Origin of the sequence: Pseudomonas beijingensis, assembly GCF_030687295.1 — a bacterium.
Lineage (GTDB): Bacteria > Pseudomonadota > Gammaproteobacteria > Pseudomonadales > Pseudomonadaceae > Aquipseudomonas > Aquipseudomonas beijingensis.
On sequence record NZ_CP117425.1, the window covers coordinates 5,159,976 to 5,183,464 of the forward strand.

The 23,489-nt window shown below is 62.0% G+C and carries 21 protein-coding genes and 1 pseudogene; 6 read left to right on the forward strand and 16 right to left on the reverse strand.

Annotated elements, in window-relative coordinates:
• Nucleotides 1-4 precede the first annotated feature (4 nt).
• The 4 genes and pseudogenes from imuA to PSH84_RS22940 form a co-directional block, all read right to left on the reverse strand.
• Nucleotides 5-637, reverse strand: a complete 633-nt coding sequence (gene imuA / locus PSH84_RS22925; protein ID WP_122568481.1) for a translesion DNA synthesis-associated protein ImuA — start codon at nucleotides 635-637, stop codon at nucleotides 5-7.
• Complete coding sequence (gene lexA / locus PSH84_RS22930; RefSeq protein ID WP_013692700.1) at nucleotides 637-1,254, reverse strand: transcriptional repressor LexA; 618 nt, start codon at nucleotides 1,252-1,254, stop codon at nucleotides 637-639. Before lexA ends, imuA begins: the two co-directional genes overlap by 1 nt.
• 85 nt (nucleotides 1,255-1,339) lie before the next feature.
• A pseudogene (locus PSH84_RS22935) lies at nucleotides 1,340-1,472 on the reverse strand (GntR family transcriptional regulator); the annotation flags it as partial.
• Nucleotides 1,473-1,538: 66 nt separating this feature from the next.
• On the reverse strand, nucleotides 1,539-2,582 hold the full coding sequence (locus PSH84_RS22940) for an AraC family transcriptional regulator (protein ID WP_305481845.1): 1,044 nt from the start codon (nucleotides 2,580-2,582) through the stop codon (nucleotides 1,539-1,541).
• Nucleotides 2,583-2,788: 206 nt separating this feature from the next.
• On the opposite strand from PSH84_RS22940, the gene PSH84_RS22945 reads away from it, so the two are divergent.
• On the forward strand, nucleotides 2,789-3,733 hold the full coding sequence (locus PSH84_RS22945; protein ID WP_305481846.1) for a SphA family protein: 945 nt from the start codon (nucleotides 2,789-2,791) through the stop codon (nucleotides 3,731-3,733).
• Nucleotides 3,734-3,956: 223 nt separating this feature from the next.
• Here PSH84_RS22945 and PSH84_RS22950 read toward each other — a convergent pair whose 3' ends face one another.
• The 3 genes from PSH84_RS22950 to PSH84_RS22960 all read right to left on the reverse strand — a co-directional run bounded on the left by PSH84_RS22950 (nucleotide 3,957) and on the right by PSH84_RS22960 (nucleotide 6,923).
• Nucleotides 3,957-5,255: a D-arabinono-1,4-lactone oxidase gene (locus PSH84_RS22950; RefSeq protein ID WP_305483193.1), complete on the reverse strand. Its 1,299-nt coding sequence runs from the start codon at nucleotides 5,253-5,255 to the stop codon at nucleotides 3,957-3,959.
• Nucleotides 5,256-5,370: 115 nt separating this feature from the next.
• On the reverse strand, nucleotides 5,371-5,742 hold the full coding sequence (locus PSH84_RS22955) for a c-type cytochrome (RefSeq protein ID WP_305467650.1): 372 nt from the start codon (nucleotides 5,740-5,742) through the stop codon (nucleotides 5,371-5,373).
• 296 nt (nucleotides 5,743-6,038) lie between these two features.
• The gene (locus PSH84_RS22960) at nucleotides 6,039-6,923 is read right to left on the reverse strand and encodes a LysR family transcriptional regulator (protein ID WP_305467651.1); all 885 of its coding nucleotides are present in this window, start codon (nucleotides 6,921-6,923) and stop codon (nucleotides 6,039-6,041) included.
• Between the two features lie 131 nt (nucleotides 6,924-7,054).
• On the opposite strand from PSH84_RS22960, the gene PSH84_RS22965 reads away from it, so the two are divergent.
• Both PSH84_RS22965 and PSH84_RS22970 read left to right on the forward strand, forming a co-directional pair.
• Nucleotides 7,055-8,698 (forward strand): GMC family oxidoreductase, encoded by a 1,644-nt coding sequence (locus PSH84_RS22965; RefSeq protein ID WP_305481847.1) that lies wholly within the window; start codon nucleotides 7,055-7,057, stop codon nucleotides 8,696-8,698.
• 206 nt (nucleotides 8,699-8,904) lie between these two features.
• Complete coding sequence (locus PSH84_RS22970; RefSeq protein ID WP_305467655.1) at nucleotides 8,905-10,527, forward strand: MFS transporter; 1,623 nt, start codon at nucleotides 8,905-8,907, stop codon at nucleotides 10,525-10,527.
• Nucleotides 10,528-10,569: 42 nt separating this feature from the next.
• Here PSH84_RS22970 and PSH84_RS22975 read toward each other — a convergent pair whose 3' ends face one another.
• The 4 genes from PSH84_RS22975 to PSH84_RS22990 all read right to left on the reverse strand — a co-directional run bounded on the left by PSH84_RS22975 (nucleotide 10,570) and on the right by PSH84_RS22990 (nucleotide 15,131).
• A complete protein-coding gene (locus PSH84_RS22975) occupies nucleotides 10,570-13,047 on the reverse strand; it encodes a TonB-dependent siderophore receptor (RefSeq protein WP_305481848.1) in 2,478 nt (825 codons plus the stop codon).
• 86 nt (nucleotides 13,048-13,133) lie between these two features.
• Nucleotides 13,134-14,102: a FecR domain-containing protein gene (locus PSH84_RS22980; RefSeq protein ID WP_305481849.1), complete on the reverse strand. Its 969-nt coding sequence runs from the start codon at nucleotides 14,100-14,102 to the stop codon at nucleotides 13,134-13,136.
• The gene (locus PSH84_RS22985; protein ID WP_305481850.1) at nucleotides 14,099-14,620 is read right to left on the reverse strand and encodes a sigma-70 family RNA polymerase sigma factor; all 522 of its coding nucleotides are present in this window, start codon (nucleotides 14,618-14,620) and stop codon (nucleotides 14,099-14,101) included. The genes PSH84_RS22980 and PSH84_RS22985 overlap by 4 nt, the downstream gene beginning before the upstream one ends.
• Nucleotides 14,621-14,723: 103 nt before the next feature.
• Entirely contained in the window at nucleotides 14,724-15,131 is a 408-nt protein-coding gene (locus tag PSH84_RS22990; protein ID WP_122568470.1) for a response regulator, read from the reverse strand.
• A gap of 242 nt (nucleotides 15,132-15,373) precedes the next feature.
• Between PSH84_RS22990 and PSH84_RS22995 the strand changes: the two genes are divergently transcribed.
• Both PSH84_RS22995 and PSH84_RS23000 read left to right on the forward strand, forming a co-directional pair.
• Nucleotides 15,374-17,314 carry a DNA topoisomerase III gene (locus tag PSH84_RS22995; protein WP_305481851.1) on the forward strand — a complete coding sequence of 647 codons (1,941 nt, stop codon included), beginning with the start codon at nucleotides 15,374-15,376 and terminating at the stop codon, nucleotides 17,312-17,314.
• Nucleotides 17,315-17,948: 634 nt separating this feature from the next.
• Nucleotides 17,949-18,278 (forward strand): hypothetical protein, encoded by a 330-nt coding sequence (locus PSH84_RS23000; RefSeq protein WP_060741484.1) that lies wholly within the window; start codon nucleotides 17,949-17,951, stop codon nucleotides 18,276-18,278.
• 63 nt (nucleotides 18,279-18,341) lie between these two features.
• On the opposite strand, the gene glsB is transcribed toward PSH84_RS23000, so the two are convergent.
• Entirely contained in the window at nucleotides 18,342-19,250 is a 909-nt protein-coding gene (gene glsB, locus PSH84_RS23005) for a glutaminase B (protein ID WP_122568468.1), read from the reverse strand.
• A 218-nt stretch (nucleotides 19,251-19,468) separates the two neighbouring features.
• Between glsB and PSH84_RS23010 the strand changes: the two genes are divergently transcribed.
• The gene (locus PSH84_RS23010) at nucleotides 19,469-19,663 is read left to right on the forward strand and encodes a hypothetical protein (protein ID WP_058545342.1); all 195 of its coding nucleotides are present in this window, start codon (nucleotides 19,469-19,471) and stop codon (nucleotides 19,661-19,663) included.
• Nucleotides 19,664-19,672: 9 nt separating this feature from the next.
• On the opposite strand, the gene PSH84_RS23015 is transcribed toward PSH84_RS23010, so the two are convergent.
• The 4 genes from PSH84_RS23015 to PSH84_RS29105 form a co-directional block, all read right to left on the reverse strand.
• Nucleotides 19,673-20,692 (reverse strand): hypothetical protein, encoded by a 1,020-nt coding sequence (locus tag PSH84_RS23015; protein ID WP_305467661.1) that lies wholly within the window; start codon nucleotides 20,690-20,692, stop codon nucleotides 19,673-19,675.
• A gap of 206 nt (nucleotides 20,693-20,898) precedes the next feature.
• On the reverse strand, nucleotides 20,899-21,828 hold the full coding sequence (locus tag PSH84_RS23020; protein ID WP_122568465.1) for a ZIP family metal transporter: 930 nt from the start codon (nucleotides 21,826-21,828) through the stop codon (nucleotides 20,899-20,901).
• A 108-nt stretch (nucleotides 21,829-21,936) separates the two neighbouring features.
• Nucleotides 21,937-22,818, reverse strand: a complete 882-nt coding sequence (locus PSH84_RS23025; RefSeq protein WP_122568464.1) for a manganese catalase family protein — start codon at nucleotides 22,816-22,818, stop codon at nucleotides 21,937-21,939.
• Nucleotides 22,819-23,073: 255 nt separating this feature from the next.
• Nucleotides 23,074-23,451, reverse strand: coding sequence for a con-10 family general stress protein (locus PSH84_RS29105; protein ID WP_439653623.1), 378 nt, complete (start codon nucleotides 23,449-23,451; stop codon nucleotides 23,074-23,076).
• Nucleotides 23,452-23,489: the final 38 nt, after the last annotated feature.

Genomic DNA, 23,489 nt, shown 5'->3' on the forward strand with positions numbered 1-23,489 from the left:
AACCTCAATGCCCGGTTTGTGGGGCGAGCGTGGCAAAGGCAATCGGCGCCGAACGGGCCAGCCCGCCCCGGCACTTGAGCACACGCAACTGCGCAGGCCGGGTATCGATGGCAATGCGCAGGGCCGCCGGCGATGGGTTGATGGCTTCCTGGATGGAGCGCCAGGCGAACGCCAGGGTCTGGCCGGTTTCCGCCGCCACTTGCAAACGGCGCAAGGCCCGGTCGTCCGCCTGTCGGGGCCAGCACAGCACCGCGCCACAACTGCCCGAACGCAGGCATTGTTCGGTGGCCCACAGGGCCTCGCGCTCATCGGCGCGGATCACCGATAACTGACGCAGGTCGATACCCGCGTTCTGCCAGGCCTGGGGATAAGGCACGAACGGCGGCGCCACCAGCACGATCCGCTCCCCCGCCGCCGACAGCCGCGCCAGGGTCGGCCACACCAATTGCAACTCGCCCACGCCCGGCGCAGCGATGAGCAGCTCCGTCAACGCCGCTTCCGGCCAACCGCCACTGGGCAACGCCGCGTCCAGTGCTCCATGGCCAGTGGGTTGCGGACTGGCGGCGGGCGGCGCAGGCCGGCCCTTCCAGACCTGGCCGCCGTTGAACAGCGTATCCAGCGCAACAACAGCGCCCATCACCCTTGCCTCACCAAGCCACAGAACACCCCTTCTATCGCCAGGTCCTGGTCGGCCTCGACGATGATCGGCTGATAGGCCGGGTTGCGCGGCAGCAAACGCACCCGCTCGCCGATGCGCTCGAAGCGCTTGATGGTGACTTCACCGTCCAGGCGCGCCACGACGATCTGGCCGTTGGCAGCCTGGGGGGTGCGCTGCACGCCCACCAGGTCACCGTCGAGAATGCCGTCCTCGATCATCGAGTCGCCCTGGACCCGCAGCAGGTAATCCGGCGCCTTGGTGAAAATCGCCGGGTCCAGCATCAGGCGGCTGTGGACCTCGGCATCGGCGCCAATCGGCAGGCCCGCCGCCACTCGCCCCAGCACCGGCACGTCCAGCAACTCGGGCCGTGGCGGCTGGTTCAGCAGCCGGATGCCCCGGGCCTGGTGCGGATTGACTTCGATGAAACCAGCCTCGGTCAACGCCAGCACATGCTTGCGCGCCACGCTGCGGGAGGCAAAACCAAACGCCTCGCTGATTTCAGCGAGACTGGGAGGCTGACCCTGATCAGCGATGCGTTCGCGGATAAAAGTCAGGATGGCGGTACGGCGGGGCGTGAGAGTCGTCATGGAGTACATTTGTACTCTTCCGGGATTTTTCTGACAAGCGCCGCCAGTCAGTTCACAGACTCAGAGCCCATCACCAATCCCTATGGTGGTCTGTACGGCTGACACTAAACAGCGCACCGAGCTTGCTTTCCGAGGGCACCTGGCTGCCTTGAGGGTATTGCACGCAGCACGTCTCGCAGTTGCGTGTGCAGCGGCACGCTGCTGAGGGAAAGCACGTTGTCGGGCATGGCCTTATCACTTGTCATAACGAGTTAGGACGGGACCTTAGGGAAGCCGACCCAGCTTGAGAAATACTAGAGCCGAGCGTCGGCACTCTCATTGCGAAACGCGCTCGGGCTCATGCCTGTCCAGCGCCGAAACGCCCGGCGGAAACTGCGCACATCGCTGTAGCCGACTTCTTCGGTAATGCGCTCGATGGACAGCTCTGGGTTGGCCAGCAGGTTCAGGGTGCGGCCGCGGCGCACTTGTTCGAGCAAGGCCTCGAAGGTCAGGCTGTGTTCGGTCAGGCGTCGACGTAGGGTGCGGCTGCTCATGTTGAGGTCACCGGCGATTTTCTCGATGTGGCTGCCCCGGGTCAGGTCCCGGGCAATTGCCCGTTCCACGGTCTGGATCAGGTCGATCTTCTGGTGGACCTCGCAGGCCTCCTGCTCGAGCAAGGCCAATGCCTGGCGCAGGGCCAACGGATGATGATTGGGCAGGCGCATATCCAGCCAACGCACATCGATCAGCATGCGGTTGTGCCGGCAACCGAAACGCACATCCGGTCCCAAGATCCGCTGATATTCCTGGGCATAGGACGGCGCAGCGTGCATGAACTCCACGGCCTTGGGTTTGAAATCGGGGCCTGCCAGCGCCCGGCCGTAGACCATCAGGCTGGCGAAGAATTCTTCCACGGCAAACACCTGGATCTCGGCGAAAGGCAGGCGGCACGTGGCCTCGACCATGATCCGGTCAGTGGCTTCTTCGACCCGGGTCACGGCGATGCCGCCGGTGGTGTGCTGGTAACGAACCCCCAGGGCGAAGGCATCGCGCAGGGTTTCGCACAACGACAAGACGTGGCCCAGCAGGCCGAGGGTGCCGAGCACGTTGCGGTCACCCACCCACAACCCCAGGCCTTGGTCGGGCAACAGCTTGAGCGCCCGTTGGATCATGACCACGGCCTGGCGGTAGGAAATGCGCTGGGCGGGATCTTGCAGGTCATCGAGGTCGAAGCCCAGGCCGCGACACAGGCTGGCGGCATCGAAACCCTTGTTCGCCACCACCTCGGCCAGGGTTTGCAGCAGGAAGGGCGATACCAGCGCCAATTCATAGGTGGGGTCGATGACTTTCATCTGCATGGGGCGAATTCCGGAGCACGTTAGGTGGCGTTTTTGTAACCGGTTATTTCACAAAGTTAGCATGAGCCGCTGGGTTGGGAGGCATAAAAATCTGGCCGCCCAAGTCCCCTGTCTGGCCGCCAATACCCTGCCCTGTCGGCGGCGAACGGCTTATTTGTATGACTCGGACCTCCGGTGCATTTCCAACAATAATAATGAGCCCTCCCATGAACCCGATCCGCACGAAATTCGCCTTGCAACTGACCCTCGGCCTGGCCTGCGGCTATGCCCTGCCCGCCTTGGCTACCGAATCGGGGGTGGACAACATCGGCCCCGGCACCGACGGCTTTTTCGTATTGCCGCTGGAAGTCGACAGCCTTCCCGACCACATGGTCGCGTTCAACCTCTACTACAACCATTACAAAGCCCGGAAATTCAACATCAGTTCGTTGGGTGGCGAGCTGCCGGATGTCGAAATCGAATCCACGGCAGTGGTCCCGCGTATCGATTACCTGAGCCCATTGCGGGTGGCCGGTGGGCGCGCGGGGATCTACATCGCCCAGCCCTGGATCAAGCAGGAAGTTTCGGTGTTCGGCCTGCATGACACCCGCGAGGGCATGGGCGACACCACCATTTCGCCCATCGTGCTCTGGGACATGGGCAAGAATCTGACCCTGGCCGCGGCGGTGGAAATCACCGTACCGACCGGCGAATACAGCACCGATCGACTGGCCAACACCAGCAACAATTTCTACACCTACAAGCCGCTGTTCTCCTTCACCTGGTTGCCCACGGAAGACACCGAGGTGTCGATGAAAAGCACCTACAGCTTCAACCGCAAGAACAAGGACACCGACTACCGTTCGGGGCAGATTTTCCACTTCGACTATTCCGCCAGCTACCGCGTGACCGACAACCTGAGGTTGGGGCTCAACGGCTACTACCTCAAGCAGACCACCGACGACAAACAGTACGGTCGCAACGTGCAATTCGCCGGGCAGGACGTGGACGATGGCGTACGCGGCCAGGTCTTCGCCATAGGTCCGGCGCTGCATTTCACCTTCCTCAAGTACGCCAGCGCCGAAATTCGCTGGGCCAAGGAGTTCGACGTGGAAAACCGCCCCGAAGGCGAGATGCTCTGGGCCAAGATCAGTATTCCGTTTGCGTTCTAGAGTGTTTCACAGCACCTGTGGCGAGCCACTCTGTGGGAGCAAGGCTTGCCCGCGAAACAGGCGACTCGGTTCCAGATAGACCGTGTGTTCTTCATCGCGGGCAAGCCTTGCTCCCACAGAGCCTTGCTCCCACAGATAAGTCCCCTCGCCACAGGTTTTGTGTTTGACAGAAATGCATCAGCTGCAGGCCAGCCAGCGCTCGACCCGCGACGATCGAAGCCAATCAGCTCACCCCCAGAATCGATGAAAGATGCCCATTGAGGAACTTGCCACCAGGGTCCAGCGCCTGGCGCACCTGGATGAATTCAGTCCAGCGCGGGTATAGCACCTGGAGGGCCTTGGCGTTCAGGGAGTGCAGTTTCCCCCAGTGCGGACGGCCCTGGTACTTCCAGAAGATCGGCTCGATAGCGGCAAAGAAATTGTGGTGGTCCATCTGGTAATGCTGGTGCACCGAGATCGAGCAACTGTCCCGGCCTTCGAACATGCTCAAGGCAATGTCGTCGGCCTTCACGTAGCGGTATTCGATGGGAAACCACGTACGCAGGTCCTTGTCGCGGATCAGTGCGAGGATCTCCCGCAGGCACGCCGGGCCGTGTTCGGCCGGCATCGAGTACTCCATCTCGTTGAAGCGCACGGTGCGGGCGTTGGCGTAGATGTCATGGGAATCCCCGACGCGGTCATCGAAATCGGCCACCAGCCGCAGGCTGTTGAGCAGCGCTCGCCGGATCGCGGGAAAATCGCTGCCGTACTTGTCGAGGTTTTCGATCAGGGATACGAATTCGTTGCCGCCCTCCTCCTCGGGGCTGATCGGCGGCGTGGCCGGATCCGTGGTCTCGTTCAGGGTGATCGACAGCGCATAGTCGGAATGGGTGACGACTTGCATCTCCCAGTGCTGGTTGTCCCGGGTGTTGGCGTCTACGTCCTCGAGCAACTCCTCGGTCTTCGCCACCCACTGGTGCTCGCGCAAGCGATAGGCGGCGCGGTTCTGCAGGCGCACGCGGGTCACCAGCCCCAGCGCGCCAAGGGACACCCGGCCGGCCTTGAACACGTCGGAATGACGCTGGGCATCGCAATCGAGCACCTCGCCGCTGGCCGTCACCAGTTGCAGGCCGACCACTTGGGACGCGTACGAGCCAAAGGCCTTGCCGGTGCCGTGGGTCGAGGTGGCGATAGCTCCGGCCAGAGTCTGGTAATCCACGTCGGCCATGTTCGGCAGCGCCTGGCCGATGGCCTTGAGCGCCGGGCCCATGCGGGACATAGGCGTGCCACCGCCAAACTCGGCTTGCAGGCTGGCCTCGTCGTGATCCAGCAGGCCACTGAAAAAACTCAGCGACAACAAGGTGCCATCGGTGGGCACCAGGGCGCTGAAGGAATGACCGGAACCCACCGGGCGAATCCGCCCTTCGGCGCGGCGCACCACCTGCACCAGTTCATCGAGGTCCTTGGGCGCCAGCCGCGCCGCCGGCAGGCAACTCTGCGCACCGGACCAGTTGCGCCACGGGATCAACCGCGGCGCACGCATCAGCTCGGCCAGGGCGCCCTGGCTGCCCAGCGCCGTGAAGGCGGCGACAACGCCGGCCTGTTGCAGCAACCGACGCCGTGAGTAGTCCATCGTCATGCCGTAGTACCCGTATTCATTATTGGAAGTGTTGACCGGACATGAAGGCGATCAAGGCCAGGAACTGCTCTTCGGAACAGTGCATGCACAGGCCCATCGGCGGCATGCCGTTGTAGCCGTTGATCGCATGGTCCAGCAGGGTCTCGGCGCCCTGGGCGATCCGCGGGGCCCAGGCGTTCGTGTCGCCGGTCAACGGTGCCCCGGCGCTGGGGTTGGCGTGGCAGAGCTTGCAGCTGCTGTCATAGACCTGGGCCAGTGCCGCATCGCTGGGCATGGCCGTGAACACCGTGGGCATGGGCGGCTTGGCTTCTTCGCCGCAGCCGGCGAGCAAGGTGCCAAGCAGGAGGATGACGGCTGGGTTGAGCCAGGTGGAAGGTGTCGTTGCCGGCATGGGGCCCTCTTGGCTGCGCTTTTCTTGTTGTGGGTCAACACTAAGGCACGCCAGCACGTCGGCTTGAGGTCATTGGGGGCCAGAAAAGGGGGCTTGGGCGGCCAGTTGCCGGCCTATCAATGACCTTTGTGGCGAGGGGCTTTATCTGTGGGCTCTATGGGTTCTGTGGGAGCAAGGCTTGCCCGCGAAGCAGGCGACTCGGTTACAGATAGACCGTGTGTTCTTCATCGCGGGCAAGCCTTGCTCCCACAGAGCCTTGTTCCCCCAGAGCGGCTCGCCACACGGGCATTGCGTGCTCAGGGGAGTAATAACCCCTGCTCGCGCTCGCACAACTGCACCACGTAATCCCACAACACCCGCAGGCGTACGGATTTGTGCAGTTCGCGGCGGGTGCTGATCCAGTAGCTGCGGCGGATGGTTTCGTCCGGCAGCAACGGCACCAGCGTCGGGTCCCCGCTGGCCATGTAGCACGGCAACACGGCGATCCCCAGGCCCGAGCGCGCGGCCTGCTGCTGAGCGATGACGCTGGTGCTGTGGAACACCACCCGGGGATTGCGGCAAAAGCTGTTGAGGAACATCAGTTCCTGGCTGAACAGCAGGTCGTCGACATAACCGATCCAGGCGTGGCGGGCCAGGTCTTCGCGGCTGCGCAAGGCTGGCGAGCGGTCCAGGTAGACCTGGCTGGCGTACAGCGCCAGGCTGTAGTCGGTGAGTTTTCGCGTCACCAGCAGGTCGGCCGCCGGGCGTTCGAGGTGGATGCTGATTTCCGCCTCACGGTTGAGGATGCTGACAAAGCGCGGCACCGCCACCAGTTCCACCTCCAGCCCCGGATAACGCTGGAACAACCCGTCCATGCGACTGGCCAGAAACATGATGCCCAGACCTTCGGTCACCCCCAAACGGATCTTGCCCAAGGGCGCACTGGACTGGGTGATGTCCTCCTGGGCCAGCAACGCCACGTTCTCCATGGCTTCGGCGTGCTTGAGCAATGTCTCGCCGGCAGGGGTCAGTTCATAACCCTGGGCATGCTGGACGAACAACGCGGTGCCCAGGCTTTTCTCGATGGCCTCGATGTGCCGGGCCACCGTGGCGTGGGTGGTGTTCAGCCGTCGTGCAGCCGTCAACAGACGCCCACTGCGTTGCAGTTCCAGGAAATAGCGCAGGTCATTCCAGTCGAACATGAGGCGATCCTTGAACACGCCTGAAAGGCATGACTGTTTATAAACACACAGCAGCTGCGCAAAAACTAACATTCTTTTGACGAAAACTAACAACTAGGATGGATCCCACAACAACAAGAATGAGGTCGCGAATGCAACCTGTCGTCGATGAATACGATTACGTGATCGTGGGCGCCGGCCCTGCCGGGTGCTTGCTGGCCAATCGACTGTCGGCCAACCCGCAACACCGGGTGCTGCTGCTCGAAGCCGGCGGGCGCGACAACTATCCGTGGATTCACATCCCGGTCGGCTACCTGTTCTGCATCGGCAACCCGCGCACCGACTGGTGCTTCAAGACCGAAGCACAACCAGGCCTGCAAGGGCGCGCGCTGAGCTATCCGCGCGGCAAGGTCCTGGGCGGTTGCTCCTCCATCAACGGCATGATCTACATGCGCGGCCAAGCCGCGGACTATGATGGCTGGGCCGCCGAGGGCAATCCCGGCTGGGCCTGGGAAAACGTGCTACCGCTGTTCCGCCAGAGCGAAAACCACTTTGCCGGCGCATCCGAATTCCATGGCTCCGGCGGCGAATGGCGGGTCGAACGCCAGCGCCTGTCATGGCCGATTCTCGATGCCTTCCGCAGCGCCGCCGAGCAGAGCGGCATCCCCAACGTCGACGACTTCAACAGCGGCGACAATGAAGGCTGCGGATACTTCCAGGTCAACCAGAAAGCCGGGGTGCGCTGGAACGCGGCCAAGGCGTTCCTCAAGCCGGTTCGCCAGCGCGCCAACCTCACGGTGTTGACCGACGTCGAGGTCGACCGCGTGTTGCTGCGTGATGACCGCGCCCACGCCGTCAGCGCGCGCTGGCAAGGCAAGGGCATGACCTTCAAGGCCCGCAAGGAAATTGTCCTGTGCGCCGGGGCCGTCGGCTCGCCGGGGATCCTGCAACGTTCCGGGATCGGCCCGCGCAGCCTGCTGCAACGCCTGGGCATCGGCGTGACCCATGAGCTGCCCGGTGTCGGTGGCAACTTGCAGGATCACCTGCAACTACGGCTGATCTACCAATTGGAAAACGCCCGCACCCTGAACCAGATCGCCGGCACCCTGTGGGGCAAGATGGGCATGGGCCTGCGCTACCTGTACGACCGCAGCGGCCCGCTGTCCATGGCCCCCAGCCAACTCGGCGCGTTCGCCCGCTCGGGCCCGGAGCAGACCTCGGCCAACCTCGAATACCACGTGCAGCCGTTGTCCCTGGAACGCTTCGGCGAACCGCTACACAGCTTCCCGGCCTTCACCGCGTCGGTCTGCGACCTGCGCCCGCAAAGCCGTGGTCGGGTGGACATTCGTTCGGCCGACCCGCACGAAGCGCCGCTGATCCAACCCAATTACTTGAGCCACCCCGAAGACTTGCGGGTCGCCGCCGACGCCATCCGCCTGACCCGGCGCATCGTCGCGGCCCCGGCCCTGAGCGCGTTCAAACCGGTGGAATACCTGCCGGGCCCCGGCCTGCAAACCGAAGAGGAACTGCACCAGGCCGCCGCCCGCATCGGCACGACGATTTTCCACCCGGTGGGCACGTGCCGCATGGGCCAGGATCGCGACGCGGTGGTGGACGCGCAACTGCGCGTCCACGGCATCAAGGGCCTGCGCATCGCCGATGCCTCGATCATGCCGCGCATCACCTCGGGCAACACCTGCTCGCCGACGCTGATGATTGCCGAGAAGGCAGCGCAGATGATGCTTGAGGCGGACACAAGAATCACCACGCCCCAAAAGGAGCCTGCCACGGTCTGAAAAACAACAGAGCCCCCCTGTGGGAGCGGGCTTGCTCGCGAAGGCGGTGTGTCAGCTAACGATGATGTCGACTGGCGCACCGCTTTCGCGAGCAAGCCCGCTCCCACAGGGGGAAATGTGTAAGCAAAAGGAACGTATCAAATCAGGAGACGCCACCCCGGCGTCGCAGTGGAACAACAAAAACAATCACTGTGAGGGATACCGCTATGTCCGAGCATGTTCAGCCCCTGGAAGCCACGCGTAGCGCCGGCACCAGCCAGGAAACCCAGAAAGTCATCTTCGCCTCGTCCCTGGGGACGGTGTTCGAGTGGTACGACTTTTTCCTCTATGGCGCCCTGGCGGCGGTGATCAGCAAGCAGTTCTTTGCCGGGGTCAACGACACCACCGCGTTTATCTTCGCCCTGATGGCCTTCGCCGCCGGTTTCATCGTGCGGCCGTTCGGGGCCCTGGTGTTCGGTCGGTTGGGGGACATGATCGGGCGCAAGTACACGTTCCTGGCCACCATCATCCTCATGGGCCTGGCGACGTTCTGCGTCGGCCTGCTGCCCAACTACGCCAGCATCGGCATCGCCGCGCCGATCATCCTGGTGGTGTTGCGCATGCTCCAGGGCTTGGCCTTGGGCGGTGAATACGGTGGCGCGGCGACTTATGTGGCCGAGCACGCGCCAATGGGCAAGCGCGGTTTCCATACCAGTTGGATTCAGTCCACCGCCACGTTGGGGCTGTTGCTCTCGCTGCTGGTGGTGCTGGGCTGCCGCTACTTCACCGGCGATCAATTCGAAGTCTGGGGCTGGCGCATTCCGTTCCTGCTGTCGATCCTGCTGTTGGGCATCTCCACCTGGATTCGCCTGAGCCTGCATGAGTCGCCGGCCTTCCTGAAAATGAAAGAGGAAGGCAAGTGCTGCAAGGCGCCGATCCGCGAGTCGTTTGGCAAATGGGAAAACTTGAAGGTGGTGCTGATCGCCCTGTTCAGCATCAACGCCGGGCAAGCGGTGACCTTCTACGCCGCGCAGTTCTATGTGCTGTTTTTCCTCACCCAGTTCCTGAAGATGGACCCAGCCCTGGCCAACAGCCTGCTGATCGTCAGCGTGGTGATCGGCGCGCCGTTCTTTATCTTTTTTGGTTGGCTGTCAGACAAGGTCGGGCGCAAACCGGTGCTGATGATCGGCCTGCTGCTGGCCACCGCCCTGTACTTCCCGATCTTCAAGACCCTGGCCCACTACGCCAACCCGGCCATCGATCAAGCAAGCCGCCAGGCACCGATCACCGTGGTCGCCGACCCGGCCACCTGCACCTTCCAGTTCGACCCGGTGGGCAAGGCGCGTTTCGACAGCCCATGCGACAAGGTCAAGACCTTCCTGGTCAAGCAAGGCCTGCCCTACAGCAGCGTCGCGGCTCCGGCCGGCAGCACGGTACAGATCAGCGTCGGTGACGTGAAACTCGAAGGGTACGACGAAGCCGCCCTGCGCGGTGCGGTGACCCTGGCCGGCTACCCGCAGCAAGCCGACGCCCAGCAGATCAACCGGCCGATGATCGTGGCCTTGATCGTGGCGCTGATCATCATCTCGGCGATGTGCTACGGACCGCTGGCGGCGTTGATGGTCGAACTGTTCCCGACCCGGATCCGCTACACCTCCATGTCCCTGCCCTACCACATCGGCAACGGCTGGTTCGGCGGTTTCCTGCCCACCGTGTCGTTCGCCCTGGTGGTCTACACCGGGGATATTTTCTACGGGCTGTGGTACCCGGTGGTGATTACCGGGGTGAGCTTGGTGGTGGGCATGATCTGCCTGCGGGAAACCCGCAACGTGGACTTGGATACCAACTGAGGGCAACACCGTGGCGAGGGCCTTGGCGCCCTCGCCACTGCCTCAGAAGTGCGCCTTCACAGTCATGGTGAAGTTGCGCGGCTCACCGTAATAGTTACCGAAACTCTCGGTGCCAATCGTGGTGTAGTAGCGCTTGTCGAACAGGTTGTTGCCATTGAGGGCCACCGACCAGGTGTCATCGATGCGGTAGCCAACGCGACCGTTCCACACGGCATAACCGGCCTGGGTGATCTTCTCGCCGGTCGCCGGCGATACCCGGAAGTTGTCGCTTTGGGCATTGACCCCGGCACCGACACTGAACCGCTCCAACGCCCCGCCGAGGGCATAATCGCCCCACAGGCGCAGCACATGTCGCGGCACGTAGCTGTTGAACGAGCCGCCGTTGAGGCTGGTATCAATGTCGTTGAGGGTCTTGGTCTGGGTGTAGGTATAGCCGGCCAGCAGTTGCAGACGCTCGATGACTTCACCGCTGATCTCGGCTTCGAAACCCTGGGCGCGCACCTTGCCGGCGTTCTCATAGCAAAAACCGTCCGAGGACGCACAACTGGAGAAGTAATCAGTCTGGGCCTGGTCTTTCTGCAGCGTGCGGAACAGGTTGAAGGCGCTGTTCAGGCGTCCTTCGAACCACTCGCCCTTGATCCCCAGCTCATAACTCTCGCCCACCAGGGGCTTGAGCGCCGAGCCGCTTGCGGAGCGATAGTTGCCCTGGGGCGTGAAGATATCCGAATAGCTGGCGTAGGCGGTCAGGTGCTCATTGAGGTCCAGCAACACCGCGGCAAACGGCGTGACTTGCCCCGTCTCCGTGCTCTTGGCGTGTTCCGTACCGCCGGTGAGGAACACCGAGTCGGTCTTGGAGCTGTACCAGCTCACCCGGCTGCCCACGACAAACGTCAACGGGTCCGCCAGTTTCAGGCGCAGGGTCGAATACATCCCTTGCTGCTCGGTCACGGTCTTGACCGGACCACCGCGCGTCGAGTTTTCGATGAAGTAACTGTCGTCCGGTTCGGGAATATGTCGGTCCGGATCGAACACATTCTGCTTCTGTGGCAGCAGTGCCACTGAGAAGAAATCATCCTTGTCCGAACGACTGGCGTTAAAACCGATGATCAACTCATGTTGCTGCCCCAGGGCGTCGAACTTGCCGTCCAGGTAGGCATCGAGGCCGTAATCGACCTGGTCATAGTCATACATGCTGCCCAGCATGTTGGTGGTCGAGGTGCCGGGCGCCACCGAGCCCGATGCAAAGGCGTATTTGATGTCCTGGGTATTTTTCGTATAGACCCCGGCGACCTTCACGGCCCAGTCGTCATTGAGCTGATGCGCGATATCGCCGAACACCGTGGTCCGCTGGCTGCGCCAAGTGTTCCACGAGGGGTCCAGGCAGGTGGAGCGACTGAGTTTCAGATCACTGCCGTCCCGGTAGCGAGGAAGGCCGCCCCAGCAGGGGCTGGCATCGACGTCTTCATAGGCGATGCCCAAGCCGAGCGTCGTGTCGGGCGACAGATCGAAGTCCAGGGCACCGTAATAGATCTGGTCCTTGCGCCGAGCATCGTCGTAGAAATAATGCCGGCTCTGTTCGGCGATCACCGCCCTGCCCCGCACGGTGCCAGAATCATTCAACGGGCCACCGGTATCGACCTGCCCACGGTAGTTGTCCCAGGTGCCGCCCGAAAGGCTGAGCTCGGTCTGGGCCGTGGTCTGCCCCCGTTTACGGACGAAGTTGACGCCGCCGGACGTGCCGCCCGCCCCCTTCATCATCCCGGCGGCGCCGCGCAGCACTTCGACACGGTCGTAATAGGCCATGTCGCTGCTGAAACTGTCGGCCTGGACATAGCTGTTGCCCATGTCCAGCGGAACGCCGTCGTATTGATACTGGCCAGACATGCGGAACCCGCGGGAGTAAAAATACTTGCCGCCCATGGTCGAGTCGTAGACGGTGATGCCGGGGGTCTTTTCCATGACCTGTTCGATGGTATTGAGGTTCTGGTCATCGAGCATCTTGCGAGTGATCACCGTCACCGATTGCGGCGTTTCACGCAGGGAGTGCGCACCCTTGCTGATGGTGACCGCGCCCGTCGTGTAGGAATTGCTCTGCTCAGTGGTTGCCCCGAGTCGCTGAGCCTCGATGGTGGTGGCATCCAGCTCCAGTGCCGAACCGCTGACCGGCACGGAGCGCAGCACGTACGTGCCGTTAGCCTGGAGGGCAGCTTGCAGACCGCTACCCCCCAGAATGCGCGCAAAGCCGTCGCCCACGCCGAAAGAACCTTTCAGGCCGGGCGATCGCAAACCTTCGAGTTGCCGGGCATCAAACGAAATGGCGACACCGGCGGCGCTGGAGAAACGGGTCAGCACATCCACCAGGCTACCGGCGCCGATATCGTAGGCCTGCACCGCACGCTGCTGCGCCACAGCCGTTGGAGCCGACCCGGCGTTCACGACCGTGGCACCGGCAGTCGTGACCGCCAGCAAACCGATTTTCACTGCAAACACCAGACGGCCTGGCGCGCTCACCCACGTCATACTTCCCCTCCCCCAAACGGTCGATAAAAACTCACTGAGGAAGAGCCGAACGATGAGGATGAAAAGTGCAGGGGCTGGTTTTTTTATTACGCAGCATTACCACCGACGCCAGCGGAGACCTGGACCCAGAAGCGGCTGTAGCGGGTCACCCGCAACGAAAAGCCACTTTCCAGCGCGGCCAGGGCGAGATCGGTGTTATCGACGGGAAACACACCGGACACCTTCAAGTCGCCAATCGCCGGATCCCAGCGCAGAACACCGGGTCGATAGCGCGACAGTTCACCCAGCAGCGCTGCCAGAGGCCGGTCAATGGCGATGATGCTTCCCTTCTGCCAGGCACCCACCGACACATCGTTGCCGCGCAGCGCCCCCAACGACCGCTCATTGAAATCCAGGCGCTGGCCGGCCTCGACCCGCATCTTTGAGCCACTCGCCGGCAGGCTCACCTCGACCGCTTTCTCCAGCACCGCCACTTCGCCGCCCCGCGCCTGGCTACGGACGATGAAACGCGTGCCCAGCGCCAGCACCTCGGCCGGCCCCGTGACCACCTTGAACGGACGTCGCAAGGGATCGACCGCCGTCGTCACGAGCACCTCACCGCGCAACAGTTCCAGACGCCGCTGCTGCCCATCGAAACGAACATTGATCGAGGTGTCGGTGTTGAGCATGAGCGTGCTGCCATCGGCCAACTGAAACTCGCGACGCTCACCCACCGCAGTGCGGTAATCGCAAAGCAGGTTCTGCGTCGCCTGACTGCGCCAACCCAACCAGCCCAGGCCGCCGGCGGACGTCAGCAGCAAGGCGCTGCGCAGCACCTGCCGCCGGGATCGCTGGTGGGTGTCGCTCAAGGTCGGTGCCGCCAGGGCGCCCGGCACACTCGCCATCTGCTCGGCCACCGCGGCCATGCGCTGCCAGGCCTGGCCGTGCAACGGATCGGCGGCGAGCCAGGCGCGCCAGTCGGCCCGGTCCGCGTCGGTCGTAATGCCGGAATGCAGCCGGGCGTACCAGCGCGCCGCCACACGGATGGCTTGCAACTCTTCGGGCGGCAGGTTCATGAAAGCTGCAATTGAATCTGCATCAGGCAGCAATGTTCCATGGCCTTGGCCATGTGATTGTTGACCGTGCGGACGCTGACGCCCAAGCGCTCGGCAATTTGCGGGTACGTCAAGCCATCGAACTGCGACAGGATGAACGCTTGCCTGACGCGCGGCCCCAACCCCTGGAGCAGACGGTCGATCTCCATCAGGGCCTGGAGCAGGATCGCCTGCTCTTCCAGCGATGGGTGCTGCTCTTGCGGCATGGCGGCCAAGGCTTCGAGGTAGGATTGCTCCAGCGAGCGCCGACGAAACAGGTCGATCAGCAGCCCTTTGGCGATCATCGACAAGTACGGTCTCGGCTCACGGATATCCAGCGCGGTGCGCGCCTTGATGACCCGCACAAACGTATCCTGGGTCAGGTCGGCGGCATCGAACGTGTTGCCCAAGCGCTTGCGCAACCAGCCCTGGAGCCAACTGTGATGATCACTGTACAGAACGTCGACAGCACTGCGTAGGGACAGATCGTGGGCGGGCATGGCAATGGAATAATTCGCGACTGATAATGACTCGCATTGTCATAGAGCCCATCGCCGCTTGCAACCCAAACGTGCCCGGCCGCCTCCATCCTCTGGCATCACTTTAGTGGATGGCGTGATTTTTCACCGTGCTCTCAACCAGATCCAGCATCTGTCCCAGGGCCCAGGGCTTGGCGATGAACGACGCGTGGTGCTTGATCCCGGCGCTTTCCGGCGTCTCGAAGCCGGACATGATCAGCAGCGGGATCTGCGGCCAGCGGTCTCCGGTCAGGTTGGCCAGGTCCGCGCCGTCGATCTTGCCGGGCATGGTGATGTCGGTGAGCAACAGATCGACGAAATGGGCGCTCTTTTCGAGGAACTCCAAGGCATCATCAGCGTTTTTCTGAGGCTCCACGACAAATCCTTCTTCCTCAAGGATTTCACAGAGAAATTCCAGGATAGTTGGATCATCTTCCACCACGAGAATCAAACGTGTAGTCGCCTGGCCGTTGCCATTTGGCATCGAATTCATGAAAGTGACTCTCCTTGACCTCATAAACTTTCTTTGCGGTTTCAACCGCCTTGAAGTTATGAGCCATCCCCCTGCGAGAAATTCATTCTGCGTGCCGACAGACCGCCGAATGTCACGCCAGCCCCCTCCTTGGCAACGCAGCGCAACGCTTTTATCTGTATATCCATACAGATAAAACTTGCCCCGGCGCCCATCTATGACCATGCTACAGCCCCAAGAAATCTGCTCAGGAAAAGGGCGCTATGCAGCTGTACCTGTGTGAAAAGCCGTCCCAGGCCAAGGACATCGCCACCGTGCTCGGTGCCACGCGCCGTGGCGACGGTTGCTGGCTGGGCCCTGGCGTCACGGTCACCTGGTGCATCGGCCACCTGCTGGAAACCGCCCCACCCGACGCCTACGACGCGCGTTACAAGCGCTGGGTCCTGGCCGACCTGCCCATCGTGCCCGCGCAATGGAAAATGACCGTCAAGCCGAAAACCGCCAGCCAGTACAAGGCGGTCAAGCGCCTGTTGGGGGAAGCGAAGGAATTGGTGATCGCCACCGACGCCGACCGCGAAGGCGAAATGATCGCCCGGGAGCTGGTGGAACATTGCCGGTATCGCGGACCGATCCGGCGGCTATGGCTGTCGGCCCTGGACGAAGCGTCGATCCGCAAGGCCCTGGCCGCCCTCAAGCCGGGCGTCGAAACCTTCAACCTGTATCACTCGGCCCTGGGGCGCTCCCGGGCCGACTGGCTGATCGGCATGAACATGAGTCGCCTGTTCACCTTGCTGGGGCGCCAGTCCGGCTACCAAGGCGTGTTGCCGGTAGGCCGCGTGCAGACACCGACGCTGCGACTGGTGGTGGACCGCGACCGCAGCATCGCCAACTTCGTGCCGGTGGCCTATTGGGCCATCGACGTGCAACTGAGCCACGAAGGCACGGCGTTCACTGCCCAGTGGCGCGCCGACCCGGATGCCTGCGACGACCAGGAACGCTGCCTGAACCAGGCCCTGGCCCGGGACGCCGCCCAGGCCATGAGCAACGCCGCCACCGCCCGGACGCTGAAGGTGCGTACCGAGCGCCTGCGCGAAGCGGCGCCGTTACCCTTCGACCTGGGCACCCTGCAGGAAGTCTGCTCGAAGAAACTCGGCCTCGGCGCCCAGGAAACCCTGGACATTGCCCAGTCGCTCTATGAGACCTACAAGCTCATCACCTACCCCCGCAGCGATTGCGGTTTCCTGCCCTTGAGCCAGCACAGCGAAGCACCGGCCATCCTGGCCGCACTCGCCCAGGCCGACCCAAGCCTGGCGCCGCTGCGCGAACATTTGCAGCCGCAGCGCAAATCCCGGGCCTGGAACGACGCCAAGGTCAGTGCTCACCACGGCATCATTCCCACCGCAGCCGCCAAGAACCTCGACAAACTCACCGGCAAGCCGCGTGCGGTCTATACGTTGATTCGCGCGCGCTACCTGGCGCAGTTCCTGCCCAACCACGAATACGACCGGACCCAGGCTGACTTCAACTGTGCCGGCCAGGCGCTGCGTGCCGTGGGTAAGCAGATCGTCGAACCCGGCTGGAAACGCGCCCTGCCCGAAGCTCTGGCGCCGGCAAAGGGCCGTGAAGCACCGGCGCCGCAAACCTTACCGGCACTGGCCGAAGGTCGCGATTGCGCGGTGGACGAGGTGAAACCCAAAGACCTGTGGACCCAGCCGCCCAAGCCGTTCACCGAAGGCGACCTGATCAAGGCGATGAAGAACGTCGCCAAGCTAGTGGAAGACCCGTTGCTCAAACAGAAGCTCAAGGACACCACCGGCATCGGCACCGAAGCGACCCGAGCCTCGATCATCCAGGGGCTGCTCGACCGCGGTTACCTGGTGAAAAACGGCAAGGCCCTGTCCGCCACACCGGCGGCCTTCAGCCTCATCGACGCCGTGCCCCGGGCCATCGCCGACCCGGGCACCACCGCCATCTGGGAGCAAGCCCTGGACATGGTGCAGAGCGGGGAAATGAGCCTTGAAGAGTTCGTCACCCGGCAAGCCGCCTGGATGAGCAAGCACGTCGCCCGCTGCCAGGGCATGAGCCTGACCATCAGCGGCCCGGCCAGCCCCGCCGGGCGTGGCGCAACGCCATGGAAAAACAAACGCAAGCCGGCCAAGCGCAAGACCGGCGGCGCACCGCGCAAGGCGAGCAAGGCCACCTGAACAAAAATCAGGCCCACCCTGATTCCTCCTGTGGGAGCGAGCTTGCTCGCGATAGCGGCGTGTCAGTCAATTATCTGTTGGCTGATCCACCGCTATCGCGAGCAAGCTCGCTCCCACATTGACGAGGTCTGACTGAAAATCTTCATACCCAAACCATTTTGTCCGACAATATGTAGTGAGCAAAAATAATCACTACAAAACCGTTGACGCCTCCGATTTGCCCTTGCATGATGCAGACGTCTCCCCGATCGGGAGTACAGGCAACTGTTTGAGCAAGCTCGTCTGACCGCCGAGCTGTTTTATGGATAAGGGACTGCCCACAAGGCAGATTGAAGGTGCTGACCTGGCATGACCGTCCGGTAACAAGGACGAGAAACGTCGGCGAAGATCCTCATGACGCGCGTGGTCGACCCTCGAAAGTTGACACTGCCTGATGATTCTTCGCTGTTTCTCTTCGTTGTAGCGCATTTGCGTAGCAGCCCTTCGATAACACTACACAACCGATGCACGACCCCGTCGAAGTTCGACGGACGAACGCTGACGGCCTGGTTTCGGTAGCAGGCAGGCACTTACCGAGTAGCGAAGTTTTTGCGAACCACCAGACAGATCAACCAAATGGTCAAGGGGCTTACACATGAATCTGAATAATCAACCATCTATTGATGAACTGGCTCGCATGTTCGCCGCACACAAGGACACACTCGACAGCCATATCCTGTGGATCAGCAAGACTGGCCAGGTCCACATGGACTGCCTGTCGCCCTACACCCAAGAAGACGAGTTCGAAAAGAACACGCAAGAGCTGTGTGCCCGGCTGAAGATGTACCGCCGTGGCCAGGGCTACGTTGGCAAGAAGGCCGCCGCTGACAAAGACTTCATGGGCCGCGTGTTGCAAACGCTGACCCAGGCCTGGCAGTCGATGCAGAACACGTCCGAGGTCCGGGTCATCGACCGCCTCTGCTGATATCCCCTAACAAAAGGGCCCGCTCCTGGATCAGGAGCGGGCCCTTTTTTGTGAGACCGGAAACTAGAACACCGACCAGCCGATTCGCTGGCTCATCATTTCCAGCGCCGCCATGCCGGCCAGGGAGTTGCCGGCGACGTTGAGTTCGGGCGACCAGACGCAGACGGTGAACCTTCCTGGCACCACGGCGACAATCCCGCCACCGACACCGCTCTTGCCCGGGAGGCCGACGCGATAAGCGAAGTTGCCGGCCTCATCGTACAAGCCGCTGGTGGCCATGATGGAATTGACCTGCTGGGTCTGCCGGGCGCTGAGAATCTGTTCGCCGCTGTGCTTGCAGAACCCATCGTTGGCCAGGAAGCAGAATGCCCGCGCCAGGTCGATGCAGCTCATCCGCAAGGCACAGTGGCTGAAATAACTGCGCAGCACGGCTTCCACGTCGTTATGGAAGTTGCCGAACGATTGCATCAGGTACGCCATCGCCGCGTTGCGGGCGCGGTGCTGGTATTCCGACTCGGCGACCTTGCCGTCCACCATCACCTGCGGGTTACCCGACAGACGGCGCACGAAATCACGCATCGACAGCGCCGGAGCCGCAAAACGCGACTGGTTGATATCGCAGATCACCAACGCGCCGGCATTGATGAACGGGTTACGCGGCCGACCACGCTCGAACTCCAGTTGCACCAGGGAATTGAAGGGCTGGCCAGATGGCTCATGGCCCAGACGTTCCCAGATCGCTTCGCCGGAATGCCCGATGGCCTGCACCAGGCTGAACACCTTGGAAATACTCTGCACCGAAAACGCTGTGTCGGCGTCGCCAGCGCAATACAACTCGCCATCATTGCCATACACGGCAATACCCAACTGGTTGGGCACCACGGTGCCCAGGGCAGGAATGTAATCGGCTACCTTGCCCTGACCAATCAGGGGGCGAACCGCATCGAGGATCTCGTTCAACAGTGCTTGCATACGCGCGGGGTCCAGTCACTCCCCGTTCGAGTGCGGGGATACAGACGCTAGACGCTGGTGGACGGGGTCAGAGCACACTGATTATCAAGCTTCAGGCATACAACCCTGTAGCAAGGGGATCTGTGGGTGCAGACTTTGTGGGAGCAAGCGTTTTCATGGGCGCTGGTCATCAAATCGAGCGGTCTATAGTTCAAAGGATCAATCGGCAGGAGCAGACGATGCGTCAGATCATGCAAAAAGAACCCTGGTGGGCCTCGCCGCCCAAGCCAGGGCAGGATGAAAGCGAGCTGGAATGGGGTTGGCTGGTGATCTACAGCGAAGGCGAGCCACGTTTCGAATTCATCAAGGAACGTCCATCGGACGAGCAGATCCGCCATCGCAAGGGCTGTCGCGTCACCCTCGGCTCAGAATGAACCGGCCCGTCACGGTTTGATGTCCGGCAGTGCCACCGCCCGATTGGCCAGGTCAGCCTCCACCAGGCTGCCCCCTATTTCTTCGTCCAGGTAGTACACCGGTGCCATCACCCCGCTGAGGGGATGCTTGAGTGACTTGGACCACGCCTCGTCGAACGCAGCGCTCAGGCTTTTGCGGATCTGCGCCTCCATTTCCGGCCGCTCGCCCTCATGGATGATCGCGCGAATACCCGCCACGCCCACCGAGATCAACGCCCCGGCCGCCTTCCCGGCCACGGCCGCCGCCGCACCGGTTGCCCCACGCGTGGCGAACTGGGCCTCGATTTTTTCGCTGGTGCGTTGCGCCACCGTGGCGATCACTGCCTCCGATGGCCCGGCACCTGTGGTTGCAGCCTTGTTGACGTGATCGATCAGGGCCGCATAGGCCGGCAGGGTGGTCAACGGTTCGGTGTGGACCATCTCGTACAACGAAGCGTCACGCGCCGCCGGCGGCCCCAGGCGGATGGCCGGGATGCCGTGCAGGCGCCGGTTCATCAGTTCGTTCGGGATGCGATGCCGCAGGGCGATGACCTGGACCTGCTGATTGAGCTGGCGCAGGTAGTAGTCCATTGCGTTGGCCCTGATCGCTTCGGGATCGATTTCCACCGCCACCGGTTCCAGCACCTGATCGCGATACTGTTCCTGCAGGTAAACCGCCAGGCGCCTGGCCGAGGAATCCGCCTCGCCTTCGGCGCTGGCGGCATACCAACTGACCTTCACCGCCAGCCACTCCTGGGTCCAATAGCTGCTGAACCAGGGGATGAATTCAACCTCGGTGCGCTCGTAGACCAACACGCGCCAATGCTCCATCGACCCACGGGCGTAGAGTGCCGCCTGTTCGACGGCGCTTTTCGATGCCGCGATGATCTGTTGGTCCACCTGCCGCCACGTGTCCTGGGCAATCACTACCGTGGCGACCGATTGACCGCGCTGTGGCGCGGCGCACCCCGCCAGAACGAGCACAACGGCCAACATCAGCGAACGCAGCACAGTCGCGCCACCCCGGATTCATGTGATCCACGGGGTTGAGTATAGGTCGTGAGGAACAGGGATCCGGGTTAAACACACAAAACCAATGTGGGAGCGAGCTTGCTCGCGATAACGGTGTATCAGTTGCTATCAACGCTACTGACCCACCGCTATCGCGAGCAGGCTCGCTCCCACAGGATCTAATCCAACAGGTATCTGGCAGGCCTTCAACCCAACGCCGTGTCGAGAAACATCATCACCGCAAAGCCCATCATCAACCCCAGAGTGGCCGGGGTTTCATGGCCATTGCGATGGGTCTCGGGAATCACCTCGTGGGAGACCACGAAGATCATCGCCCCCGCCGCCAGCCCCAAGCTGATGGGGTACGCGACGGCCACACCCGACGACATGCCCAGGCCGATCACCGCCCCCAGTGGCTCCATCAGCCCCGAGCCGACCGCGATGAGCGCAGCACGCAAGGTGCTGATGCCGGTGACGCGCAGCGCCATGGCGATGGCCAGGCCCTCGGGGATGTCCTGGATGGCGATGGCGGTGGTCAGGGGCAAACCGACCTTGAAATCGCCATCGGCAAAACTGACGCCGATGGCCATGCCTTCCGGCAAGTTGTGCAAGGTGATGGCAAGCACGAACAGCCAGACGCGATTGATGCGCTCGGCTTGCGGGCCGCGCCGACCACTCAACTCGTGCTCATGGGGGACGAAACGGTCGAGGCCGATCATCAAGGCGACGCCCAACCCCAGGCCGACCACGACGACAAACGCGGCGAGCAATTGATTGCCACAAATGACCTGTGCAGCCTCGATCCCCGGCAAAATCAGTGAGAATGAACTGGCTGCGAGCATCATGCCCGCGGCGAAACCCAGCATGATGTCCTGGGTTCGGGACGAGATGTCCCGCAATACCACTGCCATCAACGCGCCCAAGGCGGTGGCGGCAAAACCCGATGTACCGCCCAGCACGGCGTAGCCCAGGTTTTGCCGGTCTGCTCCCACCAGTGCGTTGTAACCGCTGTAGAGCAATAGCCCGGCAATCACCGCCAGCCCCAGCCAGAAGGTCACCCCTAGCACTAGATTGTTTTGCACAGGATCCAGCCAGGTACGCCAGGGCGACCGGATCCGGGAGGTGGGCTGGTCCATCGAATGTCCTTACTGGGGTTAGCCAGGCCAAGTCTGGTCGTTCGCGCCACGGCTTGAACGATCAAACGCAATGTTCAGGCGAGGGAGCCAAGCCCCCTCGCCGGTTTCCTAAAGTTTGTCACCTTGTAACCCTGAACCCAAGTCGGCACCTGTGGTGGGGTCGCTATCGGGGTTGGACATCGTCCGTGCCTTCATGTCCATCAACAACGCTTCGTCTTTTTTACTCAACTGTACACTGGCGAGCCCATCGCCGCCGTCCACGGCGGGCGTTGGGTTTTCAACGAACTCCCAATCGTCGCCCTGGTTCCATGGACCGCGCACGGAAGGTTCGCCTTGGGACATGTTGAAATACACATGGCTGAATTCTGGCATACCGGGCAATTTGCCTTGGGGGAAATTGGGCTGGATCGAATGCAGGGCTTTTTCGAACGACAACTGGTGCGCGATTTCACGAGTCATCAAAAAGCCCAGTGCTTCTTTTACGCCGGGATCGTCAGTGAGGTTCATCAGCCGTTCATAGATGATTTTCGCCCGGGCCTCGGCGGCGATGTTAGAGCGCATGTCCGCCGTAGGTTCGCCGATGGTGTCGACATAGGCGGCAGTCCAGGGCACACCGGCAGAGTTGGTCAGCGGCGAGCCGGCGCCATACAAGAGGCTGGTGATGTGAGAGTCGTTACCGGCACCGTTGATGTCCCGGTACAGTTGCCCTTCCTTCTCCACCCCTTCGGCCATCCTGCCCTTGGCACCCTTGTTCAACATCACGATGATCGAACCGATCACTTCCAAGTGGCTGAGCTCTTCGGTGGCGATGTCCATCAGCAGATCCTTGCGGCCCGGATCGTCCTCGGACAAGGCCTGGGTGAAATAACGCGACGCCGCCGCCAGTTCCCCTTGGGCCCCACCGAACTGCTCGAGCAGCAGGTTGGCGAGGCCAGGATTAGGCTCAGCGACACGCACGGTGTACTGCAATCTTTTGTTATGTAAAAACATGATTGAACTCCTCGTTCAGGTACACGGCATGAGAACACTGCCGACGGCAGGCCCATGAAAGTCTGAAGAAGTTAAACGAATAAAATTTAGTTTTTATTCAGAACAGAGGACGAGTGGTCTATTGCAACTCAAGCACACTCGCTTATTTTCAAACAATAAAATCCATCAGCGAAGTCGGGCATGAATACCCGACTTAATATCACCGCCGAAACAGGTCCCTGCCCAATGGCACGGGACCTGCGAGACCGCGAAACATTACGAATTACGACCGCCACCGCGGCTGTTTTCAGCGCCTTTCTTGCCGGCTTCAGAGGCTTTATCCCGGTCGTTGGTAACGTTGCCGCCCGAGGCCTGACCACCTTTTCTGCCGGCTTCAGAAGCCCGTTCAGGGTCGTTGGCAAAGTTACCCCCCGAGGCTTGTCCGCCTTTGCGTCCGGCTTCTGCGGCGCGTTGCGGGTCGTTGGCAAAATTGCCGCCCGAGGCCTGGCCACCCTTGCGCCCAGCCTCGGAAGCGCGCTCAGGATTATTGGCAAAATTACCACCTGATGCCTGGCCGCCCTTTTTCCCGGCTTGCGATGCCTTTTCACGATCGTTAGCGAAATTGCCAGGGTTGTTATTACCTGTGTTAGCCATTTCATTCACCTCGTTAAATTGATATCAACGAATCTTGC

Coding starts and splice junctions, on each gene's coding strand:
- imuA (WP_122568481.1), bottom strand. CDS start 637: ATGGGCGCTGTTGTTGCGCTGGATACGCTGTTCAACGGCGGCCAGGTC.
- lexA (WP_013692700.1), bottom strand. CDS start 1,254: ATGTACTCCATGACGACTCTCACGCCCCGCCGTACCGCCATCCTGACT.
- PSH84_RS22940 (WP_305481845.1), bottom strand. CDS start 2,582: ATGCAGATGAAAGTCATCGACCCCACCTATGAATTGGCGCTGGTATCG.
- PSH84_RS22945 (WP_305481846.1), top strand. CDS start 2,789: ATGAACCCGATCCGCACGAAATTCGCCTTGCAACTGACCCTCGGCCTG.
- PSH84_RS22950 (WP_305483193.1), bottom strand. CDS start 5,255: ATGCGTGCGCCGCGGTTGATCCCGTGGCGCAACTGGTCCGGTGCGCAG.
- PSH84_RS22955 (WP_305467650.1), bottom strand. CDS start 5,742: ATGCCGGCAACGACACCTTCCACCTGGCTCAACCCAGCCGTCATCCTC.
- PSH84_RS22960 (WP_305467651.1), bottom strand. CDS start 6,923: ATGTTCGACTGGAATGACCTGCGCTATTTCCTGGAACTGCAACGCAGT.
- PSH84_RS22965 (WP_305481847.1), top strand. CDS start 7,055: ATGCAACCTGTCGTCGATGAATACGATTACGTGATCGTGGGCGCCGGC.
- PSH84_RS22970 (WP_305467655.1), top strand. CDS start 8,905: ATGTCCGAGCATGTTCAGCCCCTGGAAGCCACGCGTAGCGCCGGCACC.
- PSH84_RS22975 (WP_305481848.1), bottom strand. CDS start 13,047: ATGACGTGGGTGAGCGCGCCAGGCCGTCTGGTGTTTGCAGTGAAAATC.
- PSH84_RS22980 (WP_305481849.1), bottom strand. CDS start 14,102: ATGAACCTGCCGCCCGAAGAGTTGCAAGCCATCCGTGTGGCGGCGCGC.
- PSH84_RS22985 (WP_305481850.1), bottom strand. CDS start 14,620: ATGCCCGCCCACGATCTGTCCCTACGCAGTGCTGTCGACGTTCTGTAC.
- PSH84_RS22990 (WP_122568470.1), bottom strand. CDS start 15,131: ATGAATTCGATGCCAAATGGCAACGGCCAGGCGACTACACGTTTGATT.
- PSH84_RS22995 (WP_305481851.1), top strand. CDS start 15,374: ATGCAGCTGTACCTGTGTGAAAAGCCGTCCCAGGCCAAGGACATCGCC.
- PSH84_RS23000 (WP_060741484.1), top strand. CDS start 17,949: ATGAATCTGAATAATCAACCATCTATTGATGAACTGGCTCGCATGTTC.
- glsB (WP_122568468.1), bottom strand. CDS start 19,250: ATGCAAGCACTGTTGAACGAGATCCTCGATGCGGTTCGCCCCCTGATT.
- PSH84_RS23010 (WP_058545342.1), top strand. CDS start 19,469: ATGCGTCAGATCATGCAAAAAGAACCCTGGTGGGCCTCGCCGCCCAAG.
- PSH84_RS23020 (WP_122568465.1), bottom strand. CDS start 21,828: ATGGACCAGCCCACCTCCCGGATCCGGTCGCCCTGGCGTACCTGGCTG.
- PSH84_RS23025 (WP_122568464.1), bottom strand. CDS start 22,818: ATGTTTTTACATAACAAAAGATTGCAGTACACCGTGCGTGTCGCTGAG.
- PSH84_RS29105 (WP_439653623.1), bottom strand. CDS start 23,451: ATGGCTAACACAGGTAATAACAACCCTGGCAATTTCGCTAACGATCGT.